Raw genomic sequence first — 15,500 nt, forward strand, 5'->3', positions numbered from 1 at the left:
GAAGAAAGCAGCAAAACTATTCTACCTTATGATTTTCCTTAACAGAACGCAGTAGGCAGGGGCTTCCTAACTCATTCACTTAATCCACCCGAAGGATCACTTTTCCTTTTGGATGTCCTTTTGCGACTAACTGTAATGCTTGATCAACATCCTCTAGTCGAAAACCGGTAGGATCAATAGCCGGCATAATATTATTTTTCTCGATAATACGGCTGATTTCCTTCAATTGTTCACCATCTGAACGAACGAAGATAAACCGGTATTCGACGTTTTTTTCTCGGGCTTTTTTATCGAATTTTTTTCCTGCTAAACCAAAAAGCAATTGTTTTGCTTTTGGCATTCCTTTATCAATCTCAAACTGTTTATTTGGACCAGCGATCAAGCTAACTAATTTCCCTTCCGGCTTGATAATCGAGAGTTCTCGGTCGAATTCCTTTTCGCCTAGAGTATCTATTACAAAATCGACAGGTTCTAATAATTCCCAATAGTTCTCCGTCTTATAGTCAAAATATCTATCCGCACCAGCGTCCAGCGTCCGCTCCTTTGCTTCGGCACTGCCTGACACGATCACCGTTAGCCCTAGATCCTTAGCCAGTGGAATCGCCATTTGTCCAAAGCTCCCTGATCCGCCGGGAATAAATACAGTTTGTCCAGCCTTTGCCTGTAATTCCTCATGCAACGCTTGATAAGCAGTCAAGCCGGTCAAAGCGGCGGCAGCTCCAGTTGTGAAGTCTAAATTTTCAGGAAGATGAGCGATTGCTTTGGTATCTACTGCCACATATTCCGCAAACGCACCGATACTGTCGATAGGTAACCGACTATAGACTTTTTCGCCGACTTGAAAATCCGTGACGTTTCTTCCAACTTTTTCGATCACACCGGTCAACTCATTTCCTAAAGTCAATGGCATCGGATAATCCTGCATTAGTTTTACAGCACCTGTGATATTCAATAACTCTAGAGGGTTTACCGCCGCTACCTTCACCTTTACTAAGACTTGATCGTCAGTAATCGTTGGTACTGGAATCTCCTTCACCATTGTCTGTAAATCTTTCGTATACTTCTCAATTTGGACTGCTTTCATGATAACTCTCCTTTTTTAGAATGAACGTTCTAATTAATATAAAAATAGTTGTCTCAGCGATTTGCCAAGACAAACGATAACTAATTGATAATACTTAACGCCAGATCAATCGATTGATAAATCTTTGCTGGATCAGTGGTAACTTTCGCATCCACACGTACTCCGAGCCACACGGTATGTAAGTAATGAGCAGCATTTTTTAGCGTCAATGTTTCGGGTATTTCACCCTTTTGCTGTCCTTCAACTAATAAGTTGTAGATGTAGTTCTCACTTCTGCTAAATATCTCATTGATTTTTTGACTAACCTCTTCATCGATCAAGGCCAACTCAGAGGCTGTGTTTACGATCAAGCATCCAGCAGGCTGATCCTCATCCCGTTCTAGTGTGATCGAGAGCAAACGGCGAAGCTGCCCTTGAACGGATTCATCCGAAGAAACTCGCTGCGTGATTCGTTTAGCTAAATTGTCTTCGTACAAATCAAGGCTTTTTAAAAATAGCTGATGCTTGTCACCGAATGTGTCATAGATACTCCGGCGATGAATGCCCATCCGATCGACTAGTTCCTGCATCGAGGTCCTTTCATAGCCTTGTTCCCAAAATAAGTTCATCGCTTTCATCAAAACGACTTGCTCATCAAATTCTTTGGCTCGCGCCATAGTCTCCCTCCTCACTTTCAAGAATGATCGTTCTAATATTAACCGATGTTGCATTCTTTGTAAACCGATACGAATGAAAAAAGCAGATCTCTCTATACGAAAGATCTGCTTCATATTAAACTTATTTTCCGATTACCATTCTTCTAGTATACACTGCTTGTCCCGAATGCATCACAGCATCATCAATCGCAGATACAATCCTCACTTGGCGGGTGACTGGTGGATCCCAATTCGTATCGATCACATCATTCAGACTCGCTTCTTCGACGTTTTTCAAGTATTCCTTGGTAAAGTCGATACTGGCAGATAAATAATCTAGAACTAATTGTCGATCGGATACGACTACTTTCGCTGCTTCTTCAGGCGTATGTCGATAATCCGGTGTATCGTCGGGCAAATCCAAAGCAAATTTTTCTGACCAGCCAGCACTTGTCCATAAAAATTCCGTGCCATTTAGATCAGAAATCTGCATATCCAATTCCCGGGCTGTATGCCACATCAACCAAACCACCGATTTGATCAAAGGAGCCGGCATTTTATTCGCTTCTTCGGTTGTCATCTGATCAAAGGTATCCACAAAACGTTCCTGCGCACGATCCAGCATTTCCATCGCGAATTCCGTGTTCTTCATCTTGAATCCTCCTCATTCATTCTCTACTTTCACTTTACTACGAGGCGTTTCGATGAGCAACTATCCGAATCCTATAATGCGAATAAATACTCAATATCCTTGACGAACTGTTCAGTTTCTTCAACAGTTTTAAAAGGAATTTGAAGCTCTTGATTCGACAGCTTCACGATCACCTGCTTATTTTCAGACTGCAGGTCAATCATCTCGTGCGGAAAAAACTCATGGGTAAATTGATCCAAATCAAGTTTCGGATGGATGACCATCAACCCTTTTTGATAGAAAACAACTGGCGTTTCATCAGCCGCTTCGACCAGGGTAAAGCTCATCAATTCCTCTTCGGAAAGTTGTGAATCAATATACGCCTGCAGAATCAAAAACTGTTGAGCTGAGTCAAATACTTGTTTAAATTCGCTCATGATTTACTCCTCGATTAAAATCGCCGGAATGCCAAACCCTGCTAAGATACGAGCAGAAGTATAGGTGTTCAAGCCTTTTCTAAACGTAATATACACTTTGCGATCTCTTGGAATCTCGTTGATCCGATCACGCAGCTCATTCATAGGAATATTCTTTGTTGCTTCAATACTGCCGGATTTTGCCTTATCCGGTTCACGGATATCCAAGAAAAAGGCAGTTGCTAAATCTTCTGCTGGAATATCTGTAGCTTTGATGGTTTCCACAACGTTGGTCATTTGATTGATCGCTACATACCCAGCAATATTCAATGGGTCACGTGTGGTTGAATAAGGAGGTGAGTAAGGCAACTCCAAATCAGGTAAATCGAACACAGTTAGATTGCCAGTGATTGCCACAGACAATTCACCCATTCGTTTATCAACTCCTTTTTCTCCGACAGCTTGACCACCTAAGATTTTACCGCTGGTGGCATCAAAAATAATTTTCAAGTTTAAGCGAGTTGCGCCTGGATAGAAATAAGCATGATCAAAAGGCGTTACAAAAATTGATTTATAGTTGGTTATTCCCGCAGCCTTCAACGCATGTTCGGTCATTCCTGCATAGCTTGCCGTATAATCAAAGATCTTCGCTACACCCGCACCGATATAGCCGCGATAACTCATTGGTGTCCCATTGATCATGTCCGCCAGCATATGTCCCTGACGATTGGCCGCGCTAGATAACATGCTGGAAGTTGCTAACCCTGTTACTGCACTCGTTGTTTTGATAATATCTCCGATCGCATAAATATCTGGTACATTTGTTTCCAACTGATCGTTGACAATGGTCTGACCATCATCGGACAATTCAATACCCGCAGTTTTTGCCACTTCATTATTCGGTGCTACGCCAGTCGCGAATAAGATCAAATCTGGGTTAAGACTTGTTCCATCAGATAATACAACTTCTTTTCCTGTTTGGCGGATTTCTTCTACACGTGTACTCAAATGGACATGCAATCCATTTTCGATTAATTTGTCGTAAATCAAGTCGGCAATTTCTTCATCATAAGGAAAGGCCACTTGCGGCAATTGATCTACTAAGGTAACATCCATTCCCCGATGTTTAAAGTTTTCCGCTAATTCCAAGCCCATGACGCCCGCGCCTAAAACTAAAATATTCTTAGGCTCATGAGCATCCATGTAGGTTTTGATATCGGCTGCATCCGTGACACTGCGTAGGACATAGCCATTTTCCGCTTTATCTGCGCCTTTGATTGGCGGCAACGTTGGTCGTGCCCCCGCTGAGATTACCAATTTGTCATAATTCGTCGTGGTCTCCTCACCCGTTGCTAAGTCCTTGACGACCAATTGTTTTTTTGCTGGATCGATGGCTTGGACTTCATGCTTCGTCAACACATCGATATTGTTTTTTACTTTTAAAATTTCCGGTGTCCGTTCAATTAAAGAATCTAGGTCTTCGATGACTCCGCCTAAATAGTAGGGCAGCGCACAGCTGGCATAGGATATATTCTCTCCGCGTTCATAAATCACGATCTCGTGTTCTTCATTCAAACGGCGCAGACGTGTAGCAAAGGATGGCCCACCCGCTACTCCGCCGATAACGACAACTTTCATAGCAAAATCTCCTTTTTAAATCAGATGGATAGATGAGTCCTTTAAAGAGGACACAGACATTCTTTTTCGATAGTACTATTTTTTTTAAAGACCAGCAAAGAATTGTTCTTCAAGATTTGCGGCTGATACGAATTGGTTTTCACTTTTTTCTAAGACTCAAAAAAACTACCGATCAATCAGCTTTGTCTGCTGTTTGATCAGTAGTTATTCTTTCTTTAATTTTAAGACGTTCTCTGTTTTTCCATTTCTCACAATTTTGAGCTTCAGCTGTTTTCTTCCAGTTCTAAAAGCCTGATATTCAATAGTGTGTCGATCATCTGTCACAATCATTCTTTTTTTACTTGAATTGACGTCTAAACGACCGATTTTTAGAACAACGTTCCCTTTTTGCTTAACCGTCCAATCAGTAAAGTTTTTATTTTTGGCTGTAAAAGAGTAGCTGTTTGTTTGATTTCTCCAATTTCCCTGCAGCCAAGCAGAATTATTGGGAGACAGCTTGTTGATGAACATCAAAAGCAAAACAATCGCTGTGATTACTATAATGCGGGCAATTTGCTTCTTCCATTTAAATAAAAGATGTACAAGATTTTCTATGATTTCTTCTATAATCGAACGAGTCATCTTCAGCATTCCCTCTCCGCCAACTGTGTATTCTACGAGACTAGATAGTGAAAATGGTAACATAGCATTTAGGGCTTTACAAACCCTTTTTTCCTATGTTTCATTCGTTTTGTGAATAAAAAAGGTTCAATCATCCGTAACGATGACTGAACCATAGTCTATTCAGCTAAATTTTCTTCAAGGATTTCTATAGCCGTAGCAACATAGTCAGCACAGGGCCTTTTTCCAAGTAACTTAATGCAATACAAGGAGTCGCATTCACGTTCAAAATCTTGCGTCATTTCAACCATGAGCTTCCCCGCATCATCGTCTTTGCACTTTGCAGGATCAGTCATTTCAGGAGTTCCCTTTAGATAATTGGCTACCATATAGGTTCCTGCCAAAGCACCGCATAGCCCTTGATAACGCCCGCCGCCATAATCAGCCGCCAGCTCATTTGCCTTCTCTTCAGTAATCCCCAGTTCAGTGCAGTAGGCTCCGACGACCGCTTGACAACAGTTTCTACCAGCTTCAAAATAAGTCATTGCTTGTTCTTGATGATCCATCACTCGTCCACCCTTTCAGCTACTCACTCTAAATCCTTTTTCTAATGTAATACAAGATACGCCGTCTTCTTCATAAGGCTCGCCAATCTTGAGATAACCTAGATTTTCATAAAAGCCAGCGGCCGTCAGCTCGGCATGAATCAATAGCTGCTTGACCTGCTGCTTTACAGCGACATCTTCCAAGGCCTTAACTACTTGTCTGCCCAACTGTTTTCCCCGATATTCTTTCAGCGTCGCCACACGTCCGATACGAGCAACCTTATCTTCTCCACTTAACAAACGCGCAGTAGAAACTGGAACTGCTCCATCAAAAAGGACACCATAGATAGTATCCGGTGTATCGTTTTGGTCAAATTCATCAGCCAATGCCAAGGAACGTTCTAAAACAAAAACCTGCATACGAATATAGCTGCTCGCCGCTCGTAAGTGGGTGGCATTGCCAACTTCTAATTTCAAGTTATCCATAAGCCCTCTCCTTTTCTTCATTATACTATTTTTGGGGACTGTCTTTGATAGGCAATCCGGCTTCTTTTAAAAAAGGGGAGATATCGATAGCCTTATTGTTGACCATTTTGGGATAAGTCACATACAAATTTTCTTTTGCTCGAGTGATTGCCACATACATTAGCCGACGCTGTTCTTCGATTGTGGTTGGTGGCGCCGCTTCTTCTTTGGCCTTTTTCAAATCACAATCGGCTTTTTTGACCGTATGATGGTTTGGCAGTGAGTCCTGATAGACGCCTTTGATAAAAATATTTTTCTTGCCCAGACCCTTGCTGGCATGAATCGATAACAGATACACGGCGTTCAGTTTTTCCTGATCGTACTCCCTTAATCGTTTTTTCATGCCTTGATTTTGCTCACTGGCTTGCTGGTATGCTTTCAAAAGTCCTGGCCAATCACCTGCTGCTGTCAGCTCCTTCTTCAACCAGTCCGCTTCTTCTTCACTCAGGTCCTTCTTAAATTTCGGTGTCGCCAATAATGCGTCCGCAAATGCGGCAAGATTTAACTGTCTGCGTTGATAAAACAAATAAATCTGTTTAAAGAATTCTTTTGCTTGATCTTGAGACGCCTGTGAAAGATTCCGTTCTTTGACTAGAAAAGCGATCAGATCATTGATTTTAAATTTATTTTTACTAAATAGTACTTCACTGAATTTGGCACTAGCACCAAATTTGATGAAGTGATAAAAAGCGTACTGTTGAATAATTTGCTTCAAGGCATCATTTTTTTGCTGACTTGAAGTAGCAGATGCCAGCATGGTTAATTGCTGAAAGAGCGTTTTGAATAAGGGCAAGCCAAAGATACCTAATAAATCATCGTTAGACGGTGTCACAAACGGTACCTTTTGCTTCTTCAGTTGCTTCAACAATGAGCGCAATTGCACTCGTGTCGGATATAGCACCATCGTGTCACGATAATCTGGACTGCCATCTTCCATCGGGGTAGCTTTCGCCAATGTTTGAATTTTCTTTCCAATCCAAGCGGCTTCTTCCTCATCATCAGGAAAGCCGATGCCGTAACAGTCATGATTTGTGGCGGTTTTGCTAGCGATCATTGTCTTTTCTAAGCGATCATGAGCGTTGTATTGAATCAAGCGATTCCCAGCCTCTACGATTGGAGCATCGGAACGATAATTGGTCATTAATTTCAAGGAAGTTTGTTGGTATTCTTGCTCAAACTCTTTAATATACCTTGGTTCTGCACCGCGAAAATAATAAATACTCTGATCATCATCGCCAACGATGATCAGCTTGCTGGTATTTTTTTGAGGCGTTTGTTTATCCGGCGGACAGATTAATGCGATGATTTGTTTTTGCAGTGGATTGATATCTTGAAATTCATCAATAAAAATATACCTATATTTTTCCTGCAGCGACGCACGGACCTCACTATCGTTTTCTAAGATCAACTTCAAATTAAACAGCATATCATCGAAATTGATAAATTGCTGACACCTTTTCAACAATGCCAAATCGGCTAAAAACTGCTGAAAAACCTCACTCAGCTTTTGATTTGGAATCAATTCCTGCGTGTCAAAATACTTCGCAACAAACTTGACCATTTCCTGATCCGAATACCCCATATTGCGCCAATAACTGATGCGTGAGGCAATCGTTCGTTCTTCAAATTTATCAAAAGTGTATAAGTGATATTTCTTAATCAATTGATTGAGCGTTTGAAAATATTGTTCTTCATCGATCGTTGCTTCGATTCCCCACTGTTTTGCTGCTGGAAATTGACGAATCAAATCATTGTATTCCCCATTGAACCAGCCGTGGAAGGTCTGGACATTCATCCGCGCATAACCGCCTAAGTATTGATTGACTCGAGCTTCCATCTCTAATTTCGCTTTGCGGGAAAATGTACACATCATGATCGTTTTCGGATCAATGGATTTTTCCAACACTAAATAAGCCGCTTTGGCACAAATCGTCTGGGTCTTGCCGCTTCCTGCCCCTGCAATAATCCGTAAATGCGTCTGCATCGGAAAACGAATCGCGGTCAGCTGCTCCTCACTAAAAGAATTGCCGCCATTTTGTGCAATCAGCTGCTGCAGGGTATCTCTATCATCTATTTCTGCTTCGATTAAATCGGATTTTATGTAAGTTGAAAGCTCAGTAAGCATGAATCTATGGTTCCCTTCTATGTAAATAAAATCGTCCTTGTCCATTATACCGAATTTGTTGAACTTTGATAGTCCTTCCAGATTGACGGAAAAAAGACCGAATCATCCTTTATTCGGTCCTTTCACTATTATTGGTTTTCAGAATTGACAAGCTACCCTCGCTTACTGCGATCGCAACTTGTCTTTGCGATAATTTAACGGTGTTATCCCAGTGATTTTTTTAAAGCTGCGGACAAAATAACTCGGCTCGACATACCCCAGTGCATCGCTGACTTCACTGATTGACCAGTTTGTCGTTTCCAATAATTGCTTTGCCCAATACACTTTCAGTTTTCCATAGATTTTACTAAATGGTTCGCCAAATTCTTCCTTTAGCAGACGGCTTAAGTAGCTTGGGGAAACATTCGTCACCGTAGCCAACGTGCCCAGATCGATATGCCGCTCTTTATTCTCAAATACTAGGTCAATCGCTGGCTGCAGCAGGGTGTTTTTTGCTAAATAGACCCCAGTGGCTTCCTGTAAACGATTCTCTAATTTGGAATGCTGGATATCTTTTTGTACGAACTCCAAATCTATTGGATTCTCTGCGATTGGCTCCTCTCGCTTAGAAAGTCGCAGCGTCTGCTTATAAGCTTTAATCAGATAATCCTTCTTAATGGCTTCACTGACAATGTATTCACTGATTTTTTCCAGCATTTCCGCTGATTTTCGCAAATCCTCTTTACTAAAACGTGGATACTGATCAAGTAATTCTTGATGATCCTTTTTGAACGTTGCCAAAAAAATCGGGTCTTCCAGTTGCAATACCTGTTCTAGTTCATCTTGCCCGTCCTCTAATAGTATTTCCCCCGCCATAATTGCGCCAACATAACGATTGTCCACCATAATCGGAATCGCCATATCCACAATGTCAAAATGACAGCGATAAATAAACGGTTGGCCGGTGCGCACTGCTTCAAGTCCGCCTCTTGAATCACATTTCTCACAATAAACAGACAGCTCTGGATGAGTACGCACTAGCTGGCAAAAAGGTTTCACTTGGCTATGCCGCGTAATCGGCTTTCCTCGATAATCCACTAATATGATCGCCAAGTGAGTCGCTAGTGCGATACTTTCCTGTACCGCCTCCCATTTATTCAAATCCAAAACTTGCTCAATATCAAATTGGGCATTATTCACACGATCACCTCTCCCATTCATTATAGAACTTTCCTGCTGAATCACAAAATAGTTCTATTTTACAAAATAATTCAATTGATTTCTGTAAGAAAGCGGTAACAAAGTTCAATGATTTTTTAATGATAACGCTTTATGATTAGCCTGTAAATAAAACCAAGGAGGATTCATCCATGAGAAAAGCACTGATTTTACCAACGAAATATGTTCAAGGAGAAGACGAATTACTAAACTTAGGTTATTTTGTTTCAACCTTTGGCAAAAGCGCTTTATTAATCGCTAACCCCGATGATGTGAAACGGGTTCGTCAACAATTGGATGTCACAGCAGAAAAATTTGATGTTTCATTTATTGAAGGCGGATTCAACGGAGAAGTGACCCGGGAAGAAACCCAACGCTTACAAGCAATTGCTAAAGAAAAACAAACAGACTGTATCATCGGACTAGGTGGCGGAAAAGCGATCGACGCGTCAAAAGTGGTCGCTGAAGGTGAACGCCTAATCATCGTACCGACGATTGCGGCTCAAGACGCCCCAACATCGCATTCTGCGGTACTGTATCATGCCGATGGCTCTTTTGATGATTATGCGTATTTCAAACAAAGCCCAAGTGTTGTTTTGGTGGACACGAAGGTCATCGCCAAAGCACCTACTCGTTTCCTTGTTGCTGGTATGGGAGACGCATTATCGACTTACTTTGAAGCACGGGCGACCCACAATTCCTATTCTCGCGTAAATGCAAGTTTGCCAATGGGCTCTCGCGAAGGACTCACTCCTCCAGCTAGCGGCACCTACGCAGCACTAGCTATGGCAAAACTCTGCTGGGATCACCTGCAAGAAGACGGGTTGAATGCGAAAATCGCCTGCGATGCGGACTTAGTGACTGAATCCTTGAACAAGATCGTTGAAACCAATATTTTACTTTCAGGTTTAGGCTTTGAAAGCGGCGGCCTGGCAGCTGCTCATGCGATCCACAATGGTATGACTGTGCTTGAAGGCACACACCATTATCTTCATGGCGAAAAAGTCGCCTTTGCAACATTGGCACAGCTTGTTTTAGAAGATGCGGACACTGCTGAAGTTACAGCTGTTATGGACTTTATGGCAGCAATCGGATTGCCGCTTACCTTAGCCGATCTTGGTGTAGAGTCTATCACCTTTGAAGAAGCGCTAGAAGTCGCTAAAATTGCTTCAATCCCTGAAGAATCCATTCACTCAATGCCATTCCCGATCATTGAAGAAGACGTTGCTAACGCCATTATCGTGGCCGATCGAATCGGTCAAGCTTACAAAGAAAAACATCACGTATAACGCAAGCTTTTGAAGCTAGTCTAATCAAAAATGAAGGAGCAATTCGATGAACAAAGCAATTCTATTAATCTCTCATAGTCAAAAAATCACCGATGGTATCAAAGAAATGATCGAACAAATGGCCCAAAGCGAATCGCTTCAAATTTTTTCCTTGGGCGGAACCTCTGAAGGCGAATTAGGCAGCGATCCGACAAAAATCGTCGATGCAGTCAATGAAGCACCTTCTGTCGATAAATTTTTCGTCTTTGCCGATCTTGGCAGTGCCGTTTTAAGTGCCGAGCTCGCCTTTGATATGCTGGAGGAAGAGCAACAGGCAAAATATATCTTAGTCGATGCGCCGCTAGTTGAAGGTGCCTTCGCGGCTGGGATCACCGCTAGTGTCTCTGATGATTTCGAGCATATTCTCGCAGAAGCGAAAAATGCGCCTAAGAAAGGGTGGAATTAACATGAAAAAAATCATCAACGAACCACAAAACATCATTGAAGAAATGCTGAATGGGATCGTCAAAAGTTATACCACTCTTGTTCACCGTGTTTCCGACTCTCGAGTCATCGCGAAAAATGACAAGACGAATCAAGTCGGGCTTGTATCAGGCGGCGGTAGCGGACATGAACCTGCTCACGCCGGATTTGTTGGCAAAGGGATGCTTAGCGCCGCTGTTTTAGGCGATGTCTTTACCTCCCCAACGCCAGATCAAATAGAAATAGCGATCAATGATGCCAACCAAGGTCAAGGTGTACTCTTAATTGTCAAAAACTATACCGGTGATATTTTGAATTTCGAAATGGCTAAAGATTTAGCTGAGATGAACGATATTCCTGTCGAAATGGTTGTGGTTGACGATGATATCGCAGTCGAGGACAGTACCTACACTGCTGGTAAACGTGGAGTCGCTGGCACTGTATTGGTCCACAAGATTCTTGGGGACGCGGCTAAAAATGGCGCCACGTTAACTGAGCTGAAAGAGCTAGGCGACCGTGTCGTTGCCGCTACAAAAACAATCGGAGTCGCCTTAAAAGCGGCAACGGTTCCCGAAGTCGGCAAACCTGGCTTTTCGCTTGCGGAGGATGAGATCGAATTTGGTGTAGGGATTCATGGAGAACCCGGCTATCGTCGAGAAAAATTGCAGCCCTCTAAGGCATTAGCCCAAGAATTGGTTGGTAAATTGATTGCCGCTTACGATCAGAAGCCAAAAGAAATTGGTGTCTTAGTCAACGGCATGGGCGGAACCCCTCTGATGGAGCAGTTCGTTTTTATCAATGATGTCTTAAACTTATTGCTAGAAGAAGACATTCACGTTTCTTTCCATAAAGTTGGCAATTATATGACTTCAATCGATATGCAAGGACTTTCCTTAACATTCATTGATCTGTCTGATTCGAATTGGCAACAGGCTTTAGATGCAGAAGTAGCTACAATCTCTTGGTAAAAAGAGTAATCACTAAAGGAGTAAGAAAAATGAATCTAACAGTAAAAGAAATTCAAGAATGGCTATCCGCTTTCGGTCGAACGATCGAAGCAAACAAAGACTATTTAAGTGAGCTAGATACCCCGATTGGTGACGGCGATCACGGAAATAATATGAATCGCGGAATGAGTGAATATACGATTGCTTTTGAAGCAAAGCAACCTACAACCATTAGCGACACCTTCAAAGTTCTTTCTATGGCTTTGATATCAAAAGTCGGTGGCGCTTCTGGTCCATTATACGGCTCAGCTTTCATGAACTTGACGAAAGCAACGAAGGACGTAACAGAAATCACTAGTCAAAAGCAATTAGGAGAATTATTAGAAACAGGTTTAGCCGGGATTCAAGCTCGAGGAAAAGCAACTCCCGGAGATAAAACAATGGTTGATGTGTGGCACACCGTCGTTCAAGACCTTAAAAATTCTGACTTAACCAAAGCTGGTATCGAAGCAGCGAGGGAAAATACCAAAGAAATGGTCGCCAAAAAAGGACGCGCTTCTTATTTAGGCGAACGCTCACTCGGCCATATCGATCCTGGAGCAGCCTCCAGCGCGCTGCTTTTCCAAGAATTATTGCCTTACTTATAAATCAACAGACAAAAAAGAGTTTTCCGAATTCGGAAAACTCTTTTACTTTATTCTTATGGATGGATATAAGTTAAGCCAGCTGCGCTTAATGTCGCAGTGTTTGGTCCAGTTGGTGATGGGAAGCCCATACCGCCTTGAGTAATAGTGATTGTATTATCTGCAGCATTGTATGATTGAACATAAGCAACGTGTCCATATGAAGGATCCGCATTCCATGTTCCTACTGATTGACCTTGTGCAAAGCTTACGATTGCTCCTGCTGCTGGTGTACCGTCTACTTGGAAGCCATCAGCTGCTGCTGAAGCGCCCCATTGACAGCCGTTACCCCAATAAGTTCCAGCCCAAGGTGCAACTTGTTTTACATACCAAGTACATTGACCAACTGCATAGGCGTTGCCTGAACCAGTGTGATCTACTTTGTTGCCGCCTGTTGAAGTTGCAGGTGCTGGCGTCGGTTCTGGTGTCTTAGTATCATCAGTAGTACTTGATGTTTCAGTTGTTGATGAAGAAGTTGAACTTTCTTCACTGGCACTTGATGATGCTTCAGTAGAAGATGAAGTTGAACTTTCAGCTGCTGCTTTGGCTTGTTCTTCTTGTTCCTTCGCTGCTTTAGCTTGAGAATCTTCGAAGGCTTTTTGAGCTTTCGCTGCTTCTTTGGCTTGACGTGCTTGTTCAGCTTTTTGAGCTTTCGCTGCTGCTTCTTGTTCTTTCAAGATGCGCGCTTGTTCAGCTTTCGCTGCTTCTTGCTCTTTCTTCAGCTTAGCTTTGTCTTGTTCAGCTGTCGCTTGTTCTGCAGCATAGTTTGCTTTGACAACATTCAATTCAGCTTGTTTGTTCGCAATCTCATTTTTTTGTGCTTCTAATTCTTTTTGGTTTGCTTCTACTTCAGCAACCTTTGCTTCATTGTCTTTGACTTTCACTTCTACCGCTTTTTCATCGGCTTTTTGCTGTTCCATCAAAGATTTGTTTGCTTTAACAATAGTAGACATTGCTTGAACACGACCGATGACATCTGATAATGAATCAGCTTCTAAAACAGCTGAAACATAACTAGTCGCTTGACCTTGAACCTGTGTATCACGGGCTTGGTTTTTGATTGTTTCATTACGTTTTGCGATGCGTACTTTTAAAGTAGCGATTTTTTCTTGTAATTTCATTGTATCTTTGTTCAATTTATCTTGTTTTGCTTCTAAGTCTTTGACTTGTCCGCTAACTGTCGCAATTTCACTTGTTAATTCGTCTATTTGTGATTGAACGCTAGATTGTTTTCCTTGTAAATCACTAATCTTTTGGTCTTTTTCCTGAATTTGTTGATCATAATTATCTGCTAATGCAATACTTGGTAAAGCTGATACAGCGATGGTGCATACCAACAATGCTGATAATATACTCTTTTTCACTAATTATTCCTCCGGCTATTATGTAGATTTAATTGATAGATCGCATAATGTCAGAAGTAATTCTAACATAGTGATATATCACGCATATAAAAGAAATGTTACAAATACATTTCAATATTATTTTTTAAGTTATTGAATTCACTTGTAAAACCCTGTTATAACGCCATTTTAGCGTGTTTTAAAAACAAGTAAATTCCCTCACGTTTAACCCAAATTATTTATTTGAGCTAAAAAAAGTGAAAATAAATTCAAACATAAATTTGAAATTGATCAATTATTTACTGGATATTTTTTTTGAAATAATATTCCTTATCGCGTTCATCAAATAACCGGATGATTTTACAAGGGGAGCAGATTCGGATTTCAGGAAGCATCAGGCTTAATTCTTTGGCTCTATTCCGCTTTTCGCATAAAATAAAAGTAACAGAAAAAAGGGGGATTTGTTATGCGTTGGCGAGGGGATCGACAAAGTTCAAATGTGGAGGATCGCTCAGGCAGTGGACGCCCAGTTGGAAAAATAGCCACCGGCGGGGGAATGGGCGTATTCTTGATTGCAATCATTGTTTTCTTTATCTCAGGTGGCGACTTAGGTACAGTCACTGATACTTTAGGTGGCGGAATTACACCAGCAACCTATGAGACAGAAAATGTTTCGTCAAAGGAATATACCGATCAAAAAGAGTTTGCGGCTGTTGTTTTTGCTCACCTAGAAGATTATTGGAATGGTGAATTTGAGCAGCTTAATCAAGCTTATCAAAATCCTAAGCTTGTCCTATTTACTGATAGCGTCAATTCTGCCTGCGGACAGGCCAGCTCGCAAGTTGGGCCGTTTTATTGTCCAGCAGATCAAAATGTCTATTTAGATTTGAGCTTTGCGGATGATTTATCGAGTAAATATGGCGCGACTGGTGATTATGCGATGGCTTATGTGATCGCTCATGAAGTTGGACACCATGTTCAAAACGAGCTAGGTATCTCTGCTCAGTTAGATAAAATTCGCAAACGGGTGTCCGAAACGGAATACAACAAATACAGCGTTCGCTTGGAATTACAGGCTGATTATTTAGCTGGTTGCTTCTCTAAATACCTAGCCGGTGAAACCTATCAGGGACAGCCAATTTTAGAGGAAGGCGACATTGATGAGGCGATCACTGCAGCTAATGCCATCGGTGACGACACGCTGCAAAAAGAGTACCAAGGCTATGTGGTTCCCGACAGCTTTACTCATGGAACGAGCCAACAACGGATCAATTGGTTCAAACGCGGGTATAAATATGGTGACCTGGATCATGGCGACACCTTTAATGAAAAGGACTTAAATCTATCAACAGCTGCATAACAAAAAAGAGACCCTCTCAT

16 protein-coding genes are annotated in these 15,500 nt (G+C 41.8%); 5 read left to right on the top strand and 11 right to left on the bottom strand.

The annotated features are described in order from the left end of the window. Nucleotides 1-79: 79 nt before the first annotated feature. From AC4J95_RS12695 to AC4J95_RS12740, 10 genes are all read right to left on the bottom strand, one after another. Nucleotides 80-1,084, bottom strand: a complete 1,005-nt coding sequence (locus AC4J95_RS12695) for an NADP-dependent oxidoreductase (RefSeq protein WP_494550205.1) — start codon at nt 1,082-1,084, stop codon at nt 80-82. An 80-nt stretch (nt 1,085-1,164) separates the two neighbouring features. Next, complete coding sequence (locus AC4J95_RS12700) at nt 1,165-1,740, bottom strand: TetR/AcrR family transcriptional regulator (protein ID WP_494550206.1); 576 nt, start codon at nt 1,738-1,740, stop codon at nt 1,165-1,167. Nucleotides 1,741-1,861: 121 nt separating this feature from the next. After that, complete coding sequence (locus tag AC4J95_RS12705; RefSeq protein ID WP_494550207.1) at nt 1,862-2,371, bottom strand: DinB family protein; 510 nt, start codon at nt 2,369-2,371, stop codon at nt 1,862-1,864. A gap of 71 nt (nt 2,372-2,442) precedes the next feature. After that, entirely contained in the window at nt 2,443-2,787 is a 345-nt protein-coding gene (locus tag AC4J95_RS12710) for a hypothetical protein (RefSeq protein WP_494550208.1), read from the bottom strand. Between the two features lie 3 nt (nt 2,788-2,790). Next, on the bottom strand, nt 2,791-4,404 hold the full coding sequence (locus tag AC4J95_RS12715) for an FAD-dependent oxidoreductase (protein WP_494550209.1): 1,614 nt from the start codon (nt 4,402-4,404) through the stop codon (nt 2,791-2,793). A gap of 204 nt (nt 4,405-4,608) precedes the next feature. Next, nucleotides 4,609-5,034, bottom strand: coding sequence for a hypothetical protein (locus tag AC4J95_RS12720; protein WP_494550210.1), 426 nt, complete (start codon nt 5,032-5,034; stop codon nt 4,609-4,611). Between the two features lie 149 nt (nt 5,035-5,183). Continuing rightward, on the bottom strand, nt 5,184-5,570 hold the full coding sequence (locus tag AC4J95_RS12725) for a C-GCAxxG-C-C family protein (RefSeq protein WP_494550211.1): 387 nt from the start codon (nt 5,568-5,570) through the stop codon (nt 5,184-5,186). A gap of 15 nt (nt 5,571-5,585) precedes the next feature. Continuing rightward, the gene (locus AC4J95_RS12730) at nt 5,586-6,035 is read right to left on the bottom strand and encodes a GNAT family N-acetyltransferase (RefSeq protein ID WP_494550212.1); all 450 of its coding nucleotides are present in this window, start codon (nt 6,033-6,035) and stop codon (nt 5,586-5,588) included. Between the two features lie 25 nt (nt 6,036-6,060). Beyond that, the gene (locus tag AC4J95_RS12735) at nt 6,061-8,199 is read right to left on the bottom strand and encodes an ATP-dependent helicase (protein WP_494550213.1); all 2,139 of its coding nucleotides are present in this window, start codon (nt 8,197-8,199) and stop codon (nt 6,061-6,063) included. A gap of 162 nt (nt 8,200-8,361) precedes the next feature. Then, nucleotides 8,362-9,399, bottom strand: a complete 1,038-nt coding sequence (locus AC4J95_RS12740; RefSeq protein WP_494550214.1) for a PocR ligand-binding domain-containing protein — start codon at nt 9,397-9,399, stop codon at nt 8,362-8,364. Between the two features lie 149 nt (nt 9,400-9,548). Between AC4J95_RS12740 and AC4J95_RS12745 the strand changes: the two genes are divergently transcribed. The 4 genes from AC4J95_RS12745 to dhaL are packed head-to-tail and all read left to right on the top strand — an operon-like array spanning nt 9,549 to nt 12,741. Continuing rightward, entirely contained in the window at nt 9,549-10,685 is a 1,137-nt protein-coding gene (locus AC4J95_RS12745) for a glycerol dehydrogenase (protein WP_494550215.1), read from the top strand. A gap of 46 nt (nt 10,686-10,731) precedes the next feature. Beyond that, nucleotides 10,732-11,130 (top strand): dihydroxyacetone kinase phosphoryl donor subunit DhaM, encoded by a 399-nt coding sequence (gene dhaM, locus AC4J95_RS12750; protein WP_494550216.1) that lies wholly within the window; start codon nt 10,732-10,734, stop codon nt 11,128-11,130. Nucleotide 11,131: 1 nt separating this feature from the next. Then, complete coding sequence (gene dhaK, locus AC4J95_RS12755) at nt 11,132-12,115, top strand: dihydroxyacetone kinase subunit DhaK (protein ID WP_494550217.1); 984 nt, start codon at nt 11,132-11,134, stop codon at nt 12,113-12,115. 29 nt (nt 12,116-12,144) lie between these two features. Then, nucleotides 12,145-12,741 (top strand): dihydroxyacetone kinase subunit DhaL, encoded by a 597-nt coding sequence (gene dhaL / locus AC4J95_RS12760; protein ID WP_494550218.1) that lies wholly within the window; start codon nt 12,145-12,147, stop codon nt 12,739-12,741. A 53-nt stretch (nt 12,742-12,794) separates the two neighbouring features. On the opposite strand, the gene AC4J95_RS12765 is transcribed toward dhaL, so the two are convergent. Beyond that, on the bottom strand, nt 12,795-14,141 hold the full coding sequence (locus tag AC4J95_RS12765) for a CHAP domain-containing protein (RefSeq protein WP_494550219.1): 1,347 nt from the start codon (nt 14,139-14,141) through the stop codon (nt 12,795-12,797). Between the two features lie 445 nt (nt 14,142-14,586). Between AC4J95_RS12765 and ypfJ the strand changes: the two genes are divergently transcribed. Then, complete coding sequence (ypfJ, locus tag AC4J95_RS12770) at nt 14,587-15,480, top strand: KPN_02809 family neutral zinc metallopeptidase (RefSeq protein ID WP_494550220.1); 894 nt, start codon at nt 14,587-14,589, stop codon at nt 15,478-15,480. Nucleotides 15,481-15,500 lie beyond the last annotated feature (20 nt).

Source organism: Enterococcus sp. GPZ-007 (assembly GCF_059374735.1).